This window comes from Rhizobium metallidurans, assembly GCF_014196505.1.
Classification (GTDB): domain Bacteria; phylum Pseudomonadota; class Alphaproteobacteria; order Rhizobiales; family Rhizobiaceae; genus Rhizobium; species Rhizobium metallidurans.
In genome coordinates this window covers 169,295-182,611 of record NZ_JACIDW010000002.1, presented here as the reverse complement: position 1 = coordinate 182,611, position 13,317 = coordinate 169,295, and the positions used below count along the sequence as shown (strand labels likewise).

Below are 13,317 nucleotides of genomic sequence, written 5' to 3'. Positions count from 1 at the left end.
GTCTACATCATCGATGATGGATGACATATGACACGCATCCCGAATTCAACCGCTCCAATCCTGTCACCATGACAATAGATGGCTGGAAACTCTAATTTAGGTCAATTATGCTGACCTAAATTAACAAGGCCTGGGCGATGATCGCGGGCCGCGGAGGTTACCCCCATGCCGCTCGATACGTTTCTGGCACTGCTTCTGTTTGCCTTCACTACGTCGATCACGCCGGGGCCGAACAACATGATGCTGTTCACCTCGGGCGTGAATTTCGGCTTTCGCCGGACGATCCCGCACATGATGGGTATCGGCGCCGGGTTCTTTTCGCTGTTGATCGGCGTCGGGCTCGGGCTTGGCGCGGTGCTGCATACCGTGCCGGCGGTTTATATCGCGTTGAAATTCGCGGGCGGCGCCTATCTTGTCTGGATCGCCTGGAAGATCGCGACCTCGCGGTCGCTCAGCGAAGGCAAGGATGCGGTGAAGCCGATGTCCTTCCTCTCGGCGGCGGCGTTCCAGTGGGTCAATCCGAAGGCCTGGGTCATGGCGGTGACGGCGATGGCGACCTATACGATCCAGGATATCTACTTCGTCAGCGTGCTGATCGTCGGTCTGGCCTTTGCCCTCGTCAACGTACCGAGCGTGTCCACCTGGGCCGGCTTCGGTTCTGCTTTGCGTGACTGGCTCTCTGATCCGGTGCGGTTGAAGTGGTTCAACATCACCATGGCGGTGCTTCTGGTGCTCAGCCTGTGGCCGATGCTGAAATAGGCAGAACGCGTTGGTCGGGGCTTGGCGTGCGCCGCGCGAGTGCCTAAGGATATCGGGACACTGGCGGAGGATAGTCTCTTGCACGACGACCACGAACATCACGACGACCACCATGATCATGATCATGGGCATGGGCATGACCACCACCACGACAACCACTATTCCGACATGCAGGCCCGCGTGAAGGCGCTGGAGACGGTGCTGACGGAGAAGGGGCTGATCGATCCCGCCGCGATCGACGCCATCGTCGACACCTACCAGACCAAGGTCGGGCCCAGGAATGGCGCCCGGGTCGTTGCCAGGGCCTGGAGCGATCCCGATTTCGCCGAATGGCTGAAGCGCGACGCGACGGCCGCGATCGCCAGCCTCGGCTATACCGGACGGCAGGGCGAGCACATGCGCGCGGTGTTCAACACCGAGGAGACTCACAATCTCGTCGTCTGCACCCTGTGCTCCTGCTATCCGTGGTCGGTGCTGGGACTGCCGCCCGTCTGGTACAAGGCGCCGGCCTATCGCTCGCGGGCGGTGATCGATCCGCGCGGGGTGCTTGCCGAATTTGGCGTGAGCCTGCCCGAGGGGCAGAAGATCCGTGTCTGGGATTCGACGGCGGAACTGCGCTATCTCGTCATTCCGCGGCGGCCCGAGGGCACCGAGGGCTTGAACGAGGAGCAGCTGGCCGATCTCGTCAGCCGCGACGCGATGATCGGCGCCGGCCTCGCCGCGGCACCGGGATCAGCGGCATGAACGGGCCGCACGATCTCGGCGGACAGATGGGCTTCGGCGCCGTCGCGCCCGAGAAGGACGAGCCCTATTTTCATGCGGAGTGGGAGAAGCGGGCGTTGGGCCTGACGCTCTCCTGCGGCGCCTTCGGCGCGTGGAATATCGACGAGAGCCGGCATGCGCGAGAGAACATTCCGCCGGCCAGCTATCTCTCCGCCAGCTATTACGAGATCTGGACGCGGGCGCTGGAGGTGCTGCTTGAGCGACACGGTTTTACCAGCGCCGCGGAGATCGAAAGCGGCCACAGGCAATTCGACGGCGCCGCGCCTAAGCGGGTGCTGAAGGCCGATATGGTCGAGGGTGTTCTTGCCAAGGGCGGTCCTTGCGATCGGCCGCTGGATCAACCGGCGCGGTTCGCCATCGGCGACCGGGTCAAAACGCGGAACTTCAATCCGACGACGCATACGCGGCTGCCGCGTTACGCGCGCGCCAAGGTCGGCGTCATCGAGGCGGTTCAGGGCTCCTTCGTGTTCCCCGACGATAACGCGCATGGCAAGGGCGAGAATCCGCAATGGGTCTATACCGTCGTCTTCGACGGCGGCGAGATCTGGGGCGAGGGGGCGGATACGTCGCTGACGGTGTCGATCGATGCCTGGGAATCGTATCTGGTTCCGGCCGGCGGCTGAGTTAGTTGAACTCGGCGCAATGATAAATCGCTGGGACGGGTAAACCTCTGGCGACCATTGTAGCGGTGATTTACGTCTTTTTGACAAGCGACAGACGGTCGCTATACTCGCGAACATGACCAAAAAGAGCGTCATAATGGATACTAATGAAAAATCCGCGCGCAGGAACGATGCGGCCAAGTGCACGGTTGAGATTAAGCCTGTCCCGTTAGATCTCGACGCGTTTATGGATTATCTGCTTGAAGAAGACGCTGTCATTATCGAGCATCTTGCAAAGTGAGCGGTGCACTAATCTGGCGACCATCTCTTCACCCGATGCCTGGGAGAGCTATCTTGAGCCAGTGTGATACGCGCTCGCCGCTTGCCCAGTCACCGCAGCTGCCACGCTCCCGGGATGGCGAGCCGGTGTTTCCGGAGCCGTGGGCGGCGGAGGCGTTTGCGATGACGGTGCATCTGCACGAGCGCGGGCTGTTTTCATGGACCGAGTGGGCCGAGGCATTGTCCGGTGAGCTGCACAAGCCCGGCCGGGCGGATGATGGCAGCGATTATTTCGATTGCTGGGTGGCGGCGCTGTCCTCGATTCTCGTCGATCGCGGTGTTGCCGATGCCGCGACGATCGCGGCTTTGCAGCGGAGTTGGCAGCGGGCGGCGGAGGCGACGCCGCATGGCAAGCCGATCACCCTCGATAATGATCCGCAGCGCTGACGCCTTCGTCCCCTTGCGGTGACATCACGACGGAAACTGGCGATAGCACTCCTCGGCGACCTTTCTCAACTCCTCGCGCGAGATCTCGCCGGTGACGGCGTAGCCGAGTTCGCCGTCGATCCAGTAGAAGGTCTCGACATTATCTGACGAGGCGAAGCGGAAGCTCGTCGTTCTGTTGGAGGCGTTGCGGCCGACCAGCACGGTGAGGCGTTCGCCGGCCTGGTTCTCGTACATGAACATCGCGCCCGGCTTGCCATCGACAGGCAGCAGGCGGCCGCCGACCAGATTGTAGTTCAGGCTTTTCAGATCGGGCACCTTGAGGTTTTCGATCGCCAGCCGCTTGCCGAGCCAGGTGGCGAGGTGCGCTTCCTCGTTGGCGAAGACCTCGACGGGATGGCGGACTTCGCTGGCATAGACCAGGAAGGCGTTCCGCGCCTCCTTGGGAAAGGTTTCCTGGGCCGTCAGCTGCAATGGGGGGCGTTCGAACAAAGCGGGGCCGTAATGGCCGGCGAGCGTGCCGGCCGCGAAGACGACGATGGCTGCCGCGACCGCGCCGAGACGCCTCGACCAGGGCGAAAGCGCGGGTGATCCGCCGACCCTATCGCCGATCATGTCGGCATCGCCGGGCCTGCCTTTATCGTAGCCCGAGAACATCGCCTTGATGCCGGCGTTCTGCGCCTGCCAATCGGCGATTTTCGCGGCATCGTCGGGGTTGTCGCGCAGCCATGCCTCGATGCGCGGGCGGTCGGGTTCCGGCAGGAGGCCGTCGGTGTAGGCGTGGAGGTCCGCTTCGGTCACGGGGTGGTCGGCGGCGCTCATTTCGGTCTCCTGAGCGTAATGACGTTGTCTGATTTCATGTGTTCGGCCAGTTGCTGTCGGGCGCGGGAGAGGCGCGACATGACGGTGCCCGAGGGTATGTCGAGCATTCCAGCCACTTCCTGGTAGGTGTAGCCCTCGATGACGACGAGCATCAGCACGGCGCGGTGATCTTCCGACAGGCCGTTCAGCGCGTCTTCCAGGCGGGAGCGCTCGAGCGGGTCGGTCGATGTCTCGGGCGCGGCCACGTCCACGGCGCCGTCTATATCGACCAGGTCACGGCGCGCGACGGTGCGGCGCTGGTTTCGGTAAAGATTGGTCATGATCGTCAGCACCCAGCCGCGCAGGTTCAGCCCGCGCCACTGCGCGCGGCGGGCGAGCACCTTTTCGACGCAGTCCTGCAGCAGGTCCTCGCCATCGCTGTCGGAGCGGGTCAGGCTGCGGGAGTAGCGCCTGAGCGACGGGAGGAGGGCCAGGATCTGGCCCTCGAAGGTTTCGGGTGCGGGTGGCTTCATGCGATCCAGCCCGTTCTTTCCTTACGGCTTGGCGACATTCCATACATCCTTGACGCCGTCACCGGTGATGTCGCCCATCTTCTTATCCTTGACCCAGAAATAGAGTGGCATGCCATCCTTGGCCCATTGCTTCATGCCGTCCTTGCGGTCCACGATCGAGTATGCCCCTTCCGGCTTGGCATTGCTATCGGCCATCAGAGGGGGCCAGTTCTTGGCGCAATCGTCGTAGCAATTGGAAACGCCCTTCGTGTCCTTCTTGAAGGTGTAGAGCGACATGCCGTTTTCGCCGGCAAGGACGTTGCCCTTGGCGGATTCGACCGTCTTGACGGGCGGCGTGGCGAAGGCGGCGGTGGCGGCCGCGGATGCGAGGGTGAGAGCGATCAGGAATTTCGCGGATTTCATCGGGTGTCTCCTCGGGTTGGGCGGACGCGGTCTGCGTTGCCTGACATGAGACAAAGCGGGGGGCGATTTTATTCCCTGACGTCGTCGTTTTTTTCGATCGGGCGCGAAAGGCCGGCCGACGCTCACCATTTTCGGTTGCCTATCCGGCGCGAATCCTGCCAAGTCGATGGATCATGCAATTTGCTCCGCAACAAGACGAAGCCCTGAAAGCCGTTGCCAAATGGCTGAAGGAGGGCAAGGCCCCGATTTTCCGCCTGTTCGGCTATGCCGGTACGGGCAAGACGACGCTTGCGCGGCATTTCGCCGAGCATGTCGATGGCGAGGTGCTGTTTGCGGCGTTCACGGGCAAGGCGGCGCAGGTGTTGCGCACGCGCGGCGCCAGCAATGCGCGTACGCTGCATTCGCTGATTTACCGGCCGCGTGGGGAAGAGGCCGTCGAGGACGAAGAGACCGGCAAGACCTCGATCGCGCCGATGTTCACCATCAACCGCCAGAGCCCCGTCGCCAAGGCGGCGCTGATCATCGTCGACGAATGCTCGATGGTGGATGAGGCGCTCGGCAAGGATTTGATGAGCTTCGGCACGCCGATCCTTGTTCTCGGCGATCCCGGCCAGCTGCCGCCCGTCTCCGGCGGTGGCTTTTTCACCAACCAGGAACCCGACTATCTCCTGACCGATATCCACCGGCAGGCGCGCGACAACCCGATCATCGGGCTCGCCATGCAGGTGCGCGAGGGCAAGGAGATCATGTATGGCGATTACGGGGCGGCGCAGGTGATCTCGAAGAACGAGGTCAACCAGTCGCTGGTGCTCGACGCCGATCAGGTGCTCGTCGGGACGAACCGCACGCGGCGGCGCTATAATCAGCGGCTGCGCGAGCTGAAGGGTTTCACGGCCGATTATCCGCAGACGGGCGACAAGCTGGTCTGCCTGCGCAACGATCCCGCCAAGGGGCTGCTCAACGGCTCGCTCTGGCAGGTGATGACGTCGTCGAAGGAGACGACGAAGCCGGGGATCAACCTTTTGATCCGGCCCGAGGATGACGACATCGATCGCGGCGCGGCGAAGATCAAGCTCCTGAAGCAGGTGTTCGAAAATGTCGAGGAAGAGATTCCCTGGAATACCCGCAAGCGCTACGACGAGTTCGATTTCGGTTATGCGCTGACCGTGCACAAGGCGCAGGGTTCGCAGTGGAACAATGTCGTGCTGTTCGACGAAAGCTGGGCGTTTCGCGATACGAGGGAGCGCTGGCTCTACACCGCGATCACGCGCGCGGCGGAAACGCTGACGATCGTTCGCTGAGACTCTCCAAAGCGCGTCGCGCGTTTGTTTCGTCGCATGTCGTTGGCGCTAAACCGCTGGACAGTTTTTTGCGCGACATGCCTCAAATATGAACGATGCCGAGGAGGACCGCCTTGGCGATGGCCTGGAAGCGGTTGTTGGCATCGAGTTTCTGAATGATCGCGGCTTCGATCGATTTTGCGTCGTCCTCCGCGATATCGATCGTGCGGGCGATGCGTTGCGTCGACAGCCCCTCGGTCATCAGCACGAGGCAGCGATATTCCTGTTCGGTGAGCGCGCGTTCGTGCTGGTTGTCGTTGAGCGGCGGCTCGTCGCCGGGGGCGGTGTTCTCGAGCAGTTCGTTGACCTGCTGAAGCTGGCGATGCAGCGTCGACATGTCCGCCGTCAGTTCGCGTTTTCGCGATGCCAGGGCGGCGGCGAAGACCGCGTCGGCCTCCTGCTGCGAGGTGGAGCGGCAGAGATCGGCCATCAGATCCTGAATGACGGCCACCGGCATGCCCGCTTCACGGCAGACGTTGATGACGGCCATGCGCCTGATGTCGGCGTGCTCATAGACGCGCATGAGCCCGATCCGGCCCGAAGCGATCAGCCCCTTCTCCTCATAGAAATGCAGGGTCCGGTGGGTGACGCCGAAGGCGTTGGCCATATCGGCAATCGCCACCTTGCCGCCGGGCAGGCTCAGCGGGCGCGCGATGCGTGGCAGAAACCTGTATTCGGGAGGCGCCCGAGGCGGAGCGTTTGGTGATGCAGCCTGCTTATGTCGTTCGGACATGAGCCCTCCTGTTCTACGCATGATCAGTTGCGCGCATGACACGGATACGGGCGCGGTCGAACGGTTTTGACGATGCATTCCCGGTCGGAATGCAAAGCAACGGATCGTCGATCTGGTGATCCATTGCAATCAGACTATGCGTTAAATGACTGATTTGTTAGTCTTAAAAATAGTCACTTGTAAATAATAGTCGAATGTACGCGCGATTGAAGCGCGACTTGTGAATGAAGTTGCGGCGGGGCTTTTCATCCGTCGTGCTTAATCGTTTCTGCCGGGCACTTTGCCGTCTTCGCGACCTTGTTGGTGGCGAGGCGACGGCTTTGAGCCATCGATCAGAAATTCGCATGCGATCATGCACGAATCTCGTTGGCCGTGACGGCGTCCTTGGCTTAAAAGCGGGGCAGCCTCTTTCATTGAATGGAAACTCGCCATGCCGACCACGCTTTCCGTCAATCTCAACGCCATCGCCATGCTGCGCAATCGCCGCGATCTGCCCTGGCCAAGCGTCGAGGCGCTGGGGCGCATCGCGCTCAAATCGGGCGCGAGCGGGCTGACGGTGCATCCGCGCCCAGACGAGCGGCACATCCGCTTTTCCGACCTGCCTGTCATCCGCAACCTGATCGACGACGAGTTTCCGGATGCGGAATTCAACATCGAGGGTTATCCGACCGACGAGTTCCTCGAGCTCTGCGCCAAGGCCGCGCCCGAGCAGGTGACGCTGGTGCCGGATCATCCCTCACAGGCGACGTCCGATCACGGTTGGGACTTCCGCAAGGACCGGGCATTGCTGACGGATGTGATCGCGCGGCTGAAGAAGATGGGCACCCGCGTATCGCTGTTTGCCGATGGCGACGGGGACGAGGAGGCGGTGGCGATCGCCAAGGCGGTCGGAGCCGATCGGATCGAACTCTACACCGGCCCCTATGGCGGCTGCTACGACGCGCCGGAGCGGGTGGGGCCGATCCTCGAAGCGCTCGGCAAGACGGCGGATGCGGCGCTGGCGATCGGGCTCGGCGTCAATGCAGGGCACGATCTGACCGTCGCCAACCTGCCGGCGCTGGTCAAGCGCATCCCGAAGCTCGCGGAAGTCTCGATCGGCCACGGGCTGACGGCGGATGCGCTGGAGTTCGGCATGGCCGAGACCGTGCGCCGCTTCCGCCGCGCCTGCGGGCAGAAGATCTAATTCCAGTTTGGCCAGACAAAAACCCGCTCCGGTGGCGCGGAGCGGGTTGTGGCGTCGGGCAAAGCGCTGTCAGGCGACGAGCGCTGCCTTGTTGGCCACGAAGTAGTCCTTCAGCGACTGCGGCTGCTTGCCGGTGAGCTTGTTGAAGTCCTCTGTCACGTGATCGAAATTGCCGGCGCGGACATTGGCGTCGGCCGAGACCAGCATGTCAGCGACAAAGTCGGGCAGGCCGGCGCCGAGCAGGCCCTGGCGCAGCTGGTCGTCGGTCACCTTCACGGCGGCGAGCGGCTTGCCGGCGGCTTGCGAGACGGCGGCGGCGATTTCATCGGCGGAGAGCGACTGGGCGCCTGTCAGCGTGTAGGTGACGCTGTCCTTGGTGCCGGAGGCCAGGGCCGCTGCGGCCGCAAGGGCGCAGTCGTCACGCGAGATGTTCGGAACCTTGCCGTCGCCCGATGCCGTGTACCAGCTGCCGCCCTGGAGGTTGTGCGGCATGGAATGCATGTAATTGTCGAGATACCAGGCGTTGCGGATGATCGTGTAGGGCAGGCCGCTCGCCTTGACGGCGTTTTCGGTGCCGAGGTGATCCGGCGCGAAGGTGACGAGCGACTTGTCGGGCGAAGGCATCGAGGTGTAGGCGATGTGCTTGACGCCGGCCTTGACGGCGGCGGCGACTGCGGTCGTGTGCTGCTTCAGCCGCTGGCCGGGAACGGCGAGCGCGTCGGTGCTGATGATCAGCACGCGGTCGGCGCCCTTGAAGGCTGCTTCCAGCGAGGCGGCGTCGTCGAAATCGGCCTTGCGGGTCTGCACGCCCCTGGCGGCGAGGTCCGACAGCTTGGAGATGTCGCGGCTGGCGGCGATCAGATTGGCCGCGGGAACCTTGTAGGTCTCGAGCAGGTGATGGATGACGCGCTGGCCGAGCTGCCCGGCGGCACCGGTGATGAGGATCGTTTCGCTCATGTCTGTAAACCTCTAGGTTCGATTGCTGGTCTCGAAAAGAGACCAGGGCTAGAATAGGGATTGACCGACAGCTGTAAAGAAGGCAGTTTTTGCGCCGTAAGTTACCAAAAGGGAACCAGCGGAATGGCCGGCACCGTCGTCAACCTGAAGAGCAAGGCCGAGCCGCGCGTGCGGAACGAGGTCGATCTCTCCAAGCTCGATTTCAACAATTGCCCGGTGCGGGACATGATGCAGCAGATCGGCGGCAAGTGGTCGACCCTGATGCTGGAGGCGCTGTCGCAGCGGCCTTACCGCTTCGGCGAACTGCGCCGGATGATCCCCGATATCTCGCAGCGCATGCTGACGCAGACGCTGCGCGACCTGCAGCGCGACGGCTATATCGAGCGCGAGGTGTTTCCGACAAAGCCGCCGAGCGTCGAATACCGGATGACGGCCCTCGGAAACTCGCTCTACCAGACGCTGGCTTTGCTGTTGAACTGGGCGGAGAACAACCACGAGGCCGTTCGCTCCGCCCGGGTCAAGTTCGACGCATCGGGTGCGTGACGCTTGCGTGCCTCGCGGCGCGGGGTGACGCGTCACGCCTTCACTGATGCCAGTCAGCGCTTGCGCCGTCCTTCGGTGAGGAAGAGCAGGAAGGCGAGGCTGGGGAAGCAGAGGCCGATCCAGGCGGCAAGCGTCCAGCCGCCGGTCGCGAACGCCCAGCCGCCGACGGCCGAGCCGAGCGCGCCGCCGGCGAAGAAAGTCGCCATGAACAGGCCGTTGAGGCGACTGCGGTGTTCCGGGCTGATCGCGTAGATCGCCCTCTGGCCGACCACGAGATTGGTCGTTACCCCGAAATCGAGAATGATCGCCGCCGCCGTCAGCAGCGTCAGCGCCAGCGTCGAGCCGTCGGTCGCGAATTGGCTGATCAGGAAGGCGGTGATGCCGCAGAGCATGGCGATCGTCGAGGCGATCTTGCCGAGGTCGCGGTCAGCGAGGCGGCCAGCGATCGGCGAGGCGATGGCGCCCGCGGCCCCGGCGAGCGCGAACAGCGCGATGCCGTTCTGCGTCAGGCCGAAGGCGGGGCTTGCGAGCAGGAGCGGCGTCGTTGTCCAGAACAGGCTGAAGGCGCCGAACATGCCGGCCTGATAGAGGGCGCGGCGCTGGAGAACGCGCGAGTGCAAGGCGAGATGCGCCATCGAAGCCAGGAGCGCGCCATAGCTCAGCCGGGTGTGCGGCGTGCGGACCGGCAGCTGGACACGCAGGATCGCGGCAAGCAGGACCATGACGACGGCCGACGCGTAATAGACGACGTGCCAGGAGGTGGCCTCGGCCAGGAAACTCGCGACGGGACGGGCGAGCATGATGCCGCAGAGCAGCCCGCTCATGACATTGCCGACGACGCGGCCGCGCGAGGCATCCGGCGCCATGTTGGCGGCGAAGGGCACGAGGACCTGAACGGCGACCGAGCCCAGGCCGATAGAGAGCGAGGCGGTGAGAAACAGTGTCGGCGTGGTGGACAGCGCGGCGCCGACGAGAGCCAAGGCCGACATGAGCACCAGGGTCAGCACCAGCTTGCGGTTTTCCACGAGGTCGCCGAGCGGCACCAGGAGCAGCAGGCCGAGGCCATAGCCGATCTGGGTCAAAGTGACGATCAGGCCGGTGGCGGCGGGGCTGAAGCCGAGCGAGGCGCTGATCGGCCCGGCGAGCGGCTGGCCGTAGTACAGATTGGCGGCCACGAGCCCGCAGGCGGCGGCGAAAAGGAATGTCATCAAGGGTGAGATCGCCGGCTGGGCGACGGTCTCGGGAGTGGTGGCGGAAATGCTCATGCGAGGCTCCGATGGGGGCTTTTCGGATTATGGTCTGGTATTTACGCGGGGCGAATGCCCCTTCTGCTGAAGGATATCAGGTGACGAGCTGCATCGCGTTGTCGACGACGGCTGCCATTTCCTCCTGGCCTCGGCCGGTCTTGCCGGCGATCCGCATGCCCTGCGTGAGGCAGAACAGCGTGCGGGCGCAGCTTTCGGCATCCACTGATGGCGAGATCGAGCCGTCGGTCTGGCCGAGGCGCAGGAGGTCGAGGATGCGTGCCTCATTGATCGCGGCGGCGGTCTTGATCTGGTTGGCGGCCTCCTCATCGAAGAGGGCGAGATCGTTGGCGCTGCTGACCACCAGACAGCCGCGCTTGCCGGACAGTCCATGCGAAGCGTCGGCGTAGAACGCCAGCAGCTCCCTGATCTTGTCGCGGCCGGTGCCGGCGTTCTTGAGCCGCGCGTCCAGCAAGACGCGGCGAACGGTGCGGTAGCGCTCGAAGGATGCGAGGAAGACGCCGCGCTTGTCCTTGAAGGCCTTGTAGACGCTGCCCGACGTCAGGCCCATGGCCTCGGTCAGATCGCTGATCGAGGCCGCCTGGTAGCCGCGCTCGGAAAAGACCTCGAGCGCCCTGTCGAGCGCGGCATCGAGGTCGAATGCGCGTGGGCGGCCGCGTGTCGGGGGCTTTGGGTCGAGCGTTGTCGTCGTCATGACTGCCTAATTAGGAAATGATCGTTTCCAAATCAAGCGAAACTTTTGCGATGCTGCAGATCAGAGATCGAGCACCCAGGTCTGGCCGTTCAGTTCCGGGCCGAACATGCGGTGCCTTTCCTCCGCGACGAGGCGGAAGCCCGCCTTGAGATAGATGGCGCGCGCGGCATGCAGGATGTCGTTGGTCCAAAGCGAGATCTGCCGGTATCCCTTGGCTTTGGCGAAGCGGATGCGCTCGTCGACCAACGTCTTTCCGAGGCCAAGCCCGCGCGCCGACCTGTCGATATAGAGGAGCCGCAGCTTGGCGATGCCGTCGCCGCCGTTGGTGATCAGGATGGAGCCGATGTTGATGCCGCCGCGCTCGGCGATCCAGCAATAGTCCATCGCCGGATCGAAATTGCCGAGGAAGCGCCCCGCGACTTCGGCGACGAGGCCCTCGAAGCGCATGTCCCAGCCATACTCCTCGGTGTAGAACTTTGCCTGGCTCTCCACGATCCAGCCCATGTCGCCGGCGCGGTGAGGGCGAATGACCAGTGGCGGCAGCGTCGCGCCCGGATCGAGCAGCGATCGGATCGTCTTCATGGCGGCGACGATGCTCCGCGGTTCGCCGGCTGCCAGCTTGTTGAAACGCTGGGTGATCTGGTCATTGGAGCGTTTGCCAAGCTCCTGAAATTGCTGATGTCCCTGGTCGGTGACGGAGATGAGCTGGCTGCGCCGGTCGTCGGGGTCGGGCGTCGTCTCGATCAGGCCCTCGGTCTTGAAGCGCTTCAGGATGCGGCTGAGATAGGCCGGATCAAGCTGAAGATCGCGAGCGAGCGCCACGGCGCTGACCTGTTCCCGCGAGCCGATCTCGAAGAGCACGCGGGCATCGGTCAGCGTGAAGGGCGTGTCGAGATAGGCCTTGTTCAGGACGCCGAGAAAGTTGGTGTAGAAGCGGTTGAAGTCGCGCGCTGCATCGATGAGGGCGGAATCGGGCATGGGCATGGCCTCCTGTTGAGAGACTATGTCTGATAATTGTTTGACTGAGTCAACTAAATTGTGGAGACCTAGGCGATCGACTTCCGTTGCGTTCGATTGCCAAGGGCGAAGTCGACGGCGGCGTTGGCGTGGATCTTCGTGGTGTCGAAGCCGGGCAGGGGCAGATGGTCGGGATCGAGGATCAGGCAGATCTCGGTGCAGCCGAGGATGATGCTGTCGGCGCCCCTGGCGCGTTCGCGCTCGATGATCTCGAACAGCTTGTCGCGCGAGCGATCGAGGATTTGCCCGGCGCAGAGCTCGTTGAAGATGATGTCGTGAACCGTCGTGCGGTCCTCCTGATCGGGCACCATGATGTCGAGCCCGAGGCTTCTTGCGCGATCGGTGTAGAAGCCGTGCTCCATCGTGTAGCGCGTGGCGAGCAGGAGCGGGCGACGGCATCCCGCTTGCTTCAGCGCGTCCGCGGTCTCGTCGATGATGTGGATCAGCGGCACGGTGATGCGTTCCGCGACGGGTCCTGCGACCAGATGCATGGTATTGGTGCAGATCAGGACACAGTCGGCGCCGGCCGATTGCAGGCGCGCGGCGACATCGCCGAGCCGCTTGCCGGCCGCCGCCCAGTCGCCGGCCTTCTGCATCGCGACGATCTCCTCGAAATTCACGGAGTGCATCAGCAGTTCGGCGGAGGCGAAGCCGCCGAGGCGGTCGCGCACCATTTCGTTGATCAGGCGGTAGTAGACGGCGGAGCTTTCAAAGCTCATGCCACCGATCAGGCCGATTGTCCGCATTCGATGCTCCCTGGTCGCGGCGTCCCCGCGACGCGCTTTCTTCGAGTTTTGATCTTGGGGACATCATGCAAATAACGGGCGAAATAGCCAGCCGATACAGCTCTTTTGCATCGGCGACGAGGGCGGTTTAGAATGGCGGCGGGCTACGCATGCCCGTCTTCTCCGTCCACGCGGTCATTGGTGGCAACCTCATCGGCGCAGGTTAGCTATGCCGAAACGGCGATTGAAACGGGGAT

General features: G+C 63.4%; 17 protein-coding genes. 8 read left to right on the top strand and 9 right to left on the bottom strand.

Annotated elements, in window-relative coordinates; genetic code table 11:
• Positions 1 to 165 precede the first annotated feature (165 nt).
• From GGQ67_RS04810 to GGQ67_RS04790, 5 genes are all read left to right on the top strand, one after another.
• Positions 166 to 759 carry a LysE family translocator gene (locus GGQ67_RS04810; protein WP_183899062.1) on the top strand — a complete coding sequence of 198 codons (594 nt, stop codon included), beginning with the start codon at positions 166 to 168 and terminating at the stop codon, positions 757 to 759.
• A gap of 78 nt (positions 760 to 837) precedes the next feature.
• Positions 838 to 1,503, top strand: a complete 666-nt coding sequence (gene nthA, locus GGQ67_RS04805; RefSeq protein WP_183899061.1) for a nitrile hydratase subunit alpha — start codon at positions 838 to 840, stop codon at positions 1,501 to 1,503.
• The gene (nthB, locus tag GGQ67_RS04800; RefSeq protein ID WP_183899060.1) at positions 1,500 to 2,165 is read left to right on the top strand and encodes a nitrile hydratase subunit beta; all 666 of its coding nucleotides are present in this window, start codon (positions 1,500 to 1,502) and stop codon (positions 2,163 to 2,165) included. The genes nthA and nthB overlap by 4 nt, the downstream gene beginning before the upstream one ends.
• A gap of 136 nt (positions 2,166 to 2,301) precedes the next feature.
• Positions 2,302 to 2,445, top strand: a complete 144-nt coding sequence (locus GGQ67_RS04795) for a hypothetical protein (protein WP_183899059.1) — start codon at positions 2,302 to 2,304, stop codon at positions 2,443 to 2,445.
• A 53-nt stretch (positions 2,446 to 2,498) separates the two neighbouring features.
• Positions 2,499 to 2,870 carry a nitrile hydratase accessory protein gene (locus tag GGQ67_RS04790; protein ID WP_183899058.1) on the top strand — a complete coding sequence of 124 codons (372 nt, stop codon included), beginning with the start codon at positions 2,499 to 2,501 and terminating at the stop codon, positions 2,868 to 2,870.
• A gap of 24 nt (positions 2,871 to 2,894) precedes the next feature.
• Here GGQ67_RS04790 and GGQ67_RS04785 read toward each other — a convergent pair whose 3' ends face one another.
• Genes GGQ67_RS04785 through GGQ67_RS04775 form a run of 3 tightly spaced genes read right to left on the bottom strand, consistent with a single transcriptional unit; the run spans position 2,895 to position 4,603 of the window.
• Positions 2,895 to 3,689 carry an anti-sigma factor family protein gene (locus GGQ67_RS04785; RefSeq protein WP_183899057.1) on the bottom strand — a complete coding sequence of 265 codons (795 nt, stop codon included), beginning with the start codon at positions 3,687 to 3,689 and terminating at the stop codon, positions 2,895 to 2,897.
• On the bottom strand, positions 3,686 to 4,201 hold the full coding sequence (locus tag GGQ67_RS04780; protein ID WP_183899056.1) for an RNA polymerase sigma factor: 516 nt from the start codon (positions 4,199 to 4,201) through the stop codon (positions 3,686 to 3,688). Before GGQ67_RS04780 ends, GGQ67_RS04785 begins: the two co-directional genes overlap by 4 nt.
• 21 nt (positions 4,202 to 4,222) lie before the next feature.
• Positions 4,223 to 4,603 carry a COG4315 family predicted lipoprotein gene (locus GGQ67_RS04775; protein WP_183899055.1) on the bottom strand — a complete coding sequence of 127 codons (381 nt, stop codon included), beginning with the start codon at positions 4,601 to 4,603 and terminating at the stop codon, positions 4,223 to 4,225.
• Positions 4,604 to 4,776: 173 nt separating this feature from the next.
• On the opposite strand from GGQ67_RS04775, the gene GGQ67_RS04770 reads away from it, so the two are divergent.
• A complete protein-coding gene (locus GGQ67_RS04770) occupies positions 4,777 to 5,904 on the top strand; it encodes an ATP-dependent DNA helicase (RefSeq protein ID WP_112941776.1) in 1,128 nt (375 codons plus the stop codon).
• Positions 5,905 to 5,986: 82 nt separating this feature from the next.
• Here the strand turns inward: GGQ67_RS04770 and GGQ67_RS04765 are convergent, their stop codons facing one another.
• The gene (locus GGQ67_RS04765; RefSeq protein ID WP_183899054.1) at positions 5,987 to 6,676 is read right to left on the bottom strand and encodes a MerR family transcriptional regulator; all 690 of its coding nucleotides are present in this window, start codon (positions 6,674 to 6,676) and stop codon (positions 5,987 to 5,989) included.
• Positions 6,677 to 7,106: 430 nt separating this feature from the next.
• On the opposite strand from GGQ67_RS04765, the gene GGQ67_RS04760 reads away from it, so the two are divergent.
• Positions 7,107 to 7,859, top strand: a complete 753-nt coding sequence (locus GGQ67_RS04760) for a pyridoxine 5'-phosphate synthase (RefSeq protein WP_183899053.1) — start codon at positions 7,107 to 7,109, stop codon at positions 7,857 to 7,859.
• Between the two features lie 69 nt (positions 7,860 to 7,928).
• Here the strand turns inward: GGQ67_RS04760 and GGQ67_RS04755 are convergent, their stop codons facing one another.
• Complete coding sequence (locus tag GGQ67_RS04755) at positions 7,929 to 8,816, bottom strand: SDR family oxidoreductase (RefSeq protein WP_183899052.1); 888 nt, start codon at positions 8,814 to 8,816, stop codon at positions 7,929 to 7,931.
• 123 nt (positions 8,817 to 8,939) lie between these two features.
• Here GGQ67_RS04755 and GGQ67_RS04750 point away from each other — a divergent pair, with 123 nt between their 5' ends.
• Positions 8,940 to 9,359 carry a winged helix-turn-helix transcriptional regulator gene (locus GGQ67_RS04750; protein WP_183899051.1) on the top strand — a complete coding sequence of 140 codons (420 nt, stop codon included), beginning with the start codon at positions 8,940 to 8,942 and terminating at the stop codon, positions 9,357 to 9,359.
• A 53-nt stretch (positions 9,360 to 9,412) separates the two neighbouring features.
• Here GGQ67_RS04750 and GGQ67_RS04745 read toward each other — a convergent pair whose 3' ends face one another.
• The 4 genes from GGQ67_RS04745 to GGQ67_RS04730 form a co-directional block, all read right to left on the bottom strand.
• A complete protein-coding gene (locus GGQ67_RS04745; RefSeq protein ID WP_183899050.1) occupies positions 9,413 to 10,624 on the bottom strand; it encodes an MFS transporter in 1,212 nt (403 codons plus the stop codon).
• A gap of 76 nt (positions 10,625 to 10,700) precedes the next feature.
• The gene (locus GGQ67_RS04740; RefSeq protein WP_183899049.1) at positions 10,701 to 11,318 is read right to left on the bottom strand and encodes a TetR/AcrR family transcriptional regulator; all 618 of its coding nucleotides are present in this window, start codon (positions 11,316 to 11,318) and stop codon (positions 10,701 to 10,703) included.
• Between the two features lie 60 nt (positions 11,319 to 11,378).
• Positions 11,379 to 12,296 carry a bifunctional helix-turn-helix transcriptional regulator/GNAT family N-acetyltransferase gene (locus GGQ67_RS04735; RefSeq protein WP_183899048.1) on the bottom strand — a complete coding sequence of 306 codons (918 nt, stop codon included), beginning with the start codon at positions 12,294 to 12,296 and terminating at the stop codon, positions 11,379 to 11,381.
• A 68-nt stretch (positions 12,297 to 12,364) separates the two neighbouring features.
• Complete coding sequence (locus tag GGQ67_RS04730) at positions 12,365 to 13,081, bottom strand: aspartate/glutamate racemase family protein (protein ID WP_183899047.1); 717 nt, start codon at positions 13,079 to 13,081, stop codon at positions 12,365 to 12,367.
• Positions 13,082 to 13,317 lie beyond the last annotated feature (236 nt).

Excerpts from the sequence above, each read along its gene's own strand:
- GGQ67_RS04810 (WP_183899062.1), top strand. The coding sequence starts at position 166 with ATGCCGCTCGATACGTTTCTGGCACTGCTTCTGTTTGCCTTCACTACG.
- nthB (WP_183899060.1), top strand. The coding sequence starts at position 1,500 with ATGAACGGGCCGCACGATCTCGGCGGACAGATGGGCTTCGGCGCCGTC.
- GGQ67_RS04795 (WP_183899059.1), top strand. The coding sequence starts at position 2,302 with ATGGATACTAATGAAAAATCCGCGCGCAGGAACGATGCGGCCAAGTGC.
- GGQ67_RS04785 (WP_183899057.1), bottom strand. The coding sequence starts at position 3,689 with ATGAGCGCCGCCGACCACCCCGTGACCGAAGCGGACCTCCACGCCTAC.
- GGQ67_RS04780 (WP_183899056.1), bottom strand. The coding sequence starts at position 4,201 with ATGAAGCCACCCGCACCCGAAACCTTCGAGGGCCAGATCCTGGCCCTC.
- GGQ67_RS04775 (WP_183899055.1), bottom strand. The coding sequence starts at position 4,603 with ATGAAATCCGCGAAATTCCTGATCGCTCTCACCCTCGCATCCGCGGCC.
- GGQ67_RS04770 (WP_112941776.1), top strand. The coding sequence starts at position 4,777 with ATGCAATTTGCTCCGCAACAAGACGAAGCCCTGAAAGCCGTTGCCAAA.
- GGQ67_RS04765 (WP_183899054.1), bottom strand. The coding sequence starts at position 6,676 with ATGTCCGAACGACATAAGCAGGCTGCATCACCAAACGCTCCGCCTCGG.
- GGQ67_RS04760 (WP_183899053.1), top strand. The coding sequence starts at position 7,107 with ATGCCGACCACGCTTTCCGTCAATCTCAACGCCATCGCCATGCTGCGC.
- GGQ67_RS04755 (WP_183899052.1), bottom strand. The coding sequence starts at position 8,816 with ATGAGCGAAACGATCCTCATCACCGGTGCCGCCGGGCAGCTCGGCCAG.
- GGQ67_RS04750 (WP_183899051.1), top strand. The coding sequence starts at position 8,940 with ATGGCCGGCACCGTCGTCAACCTGAAGAGCAAGGCCGAGCCGCGCGTG.
- GGQ67_RS04745 (WP_183899050.1), bottom strand. The coding sequence starts at position 10,624 with ATGAGCATTTCCGCCACCACTCCCGAGACCGTCGCCCAGCCGGCGATC.
- GGQ67_RS04740 (WP_183899049.1), bottom strand. The coding sequence starts at position 11,318 with ATGACGACGACAACGCTCGACCCAAAGCCCCCGACACGCGGCCGCCCA.
- GGQ67_RS04735 (WP_183899048.1), bottom strand. The coding sequence starts at position 12,296 with ATGCCCGATTCCGCCCTCATCGATGCAGCGCGCGACTTCAACCGCTTC.
- GGQ67_RS04730 (WP_183899047.1), bottom strand. The coding sequence starts at position 13,081 with ATGCGGACAATCGGCCTGATCGGTGGCATGAGCTTTGAAAGCTCCGCC.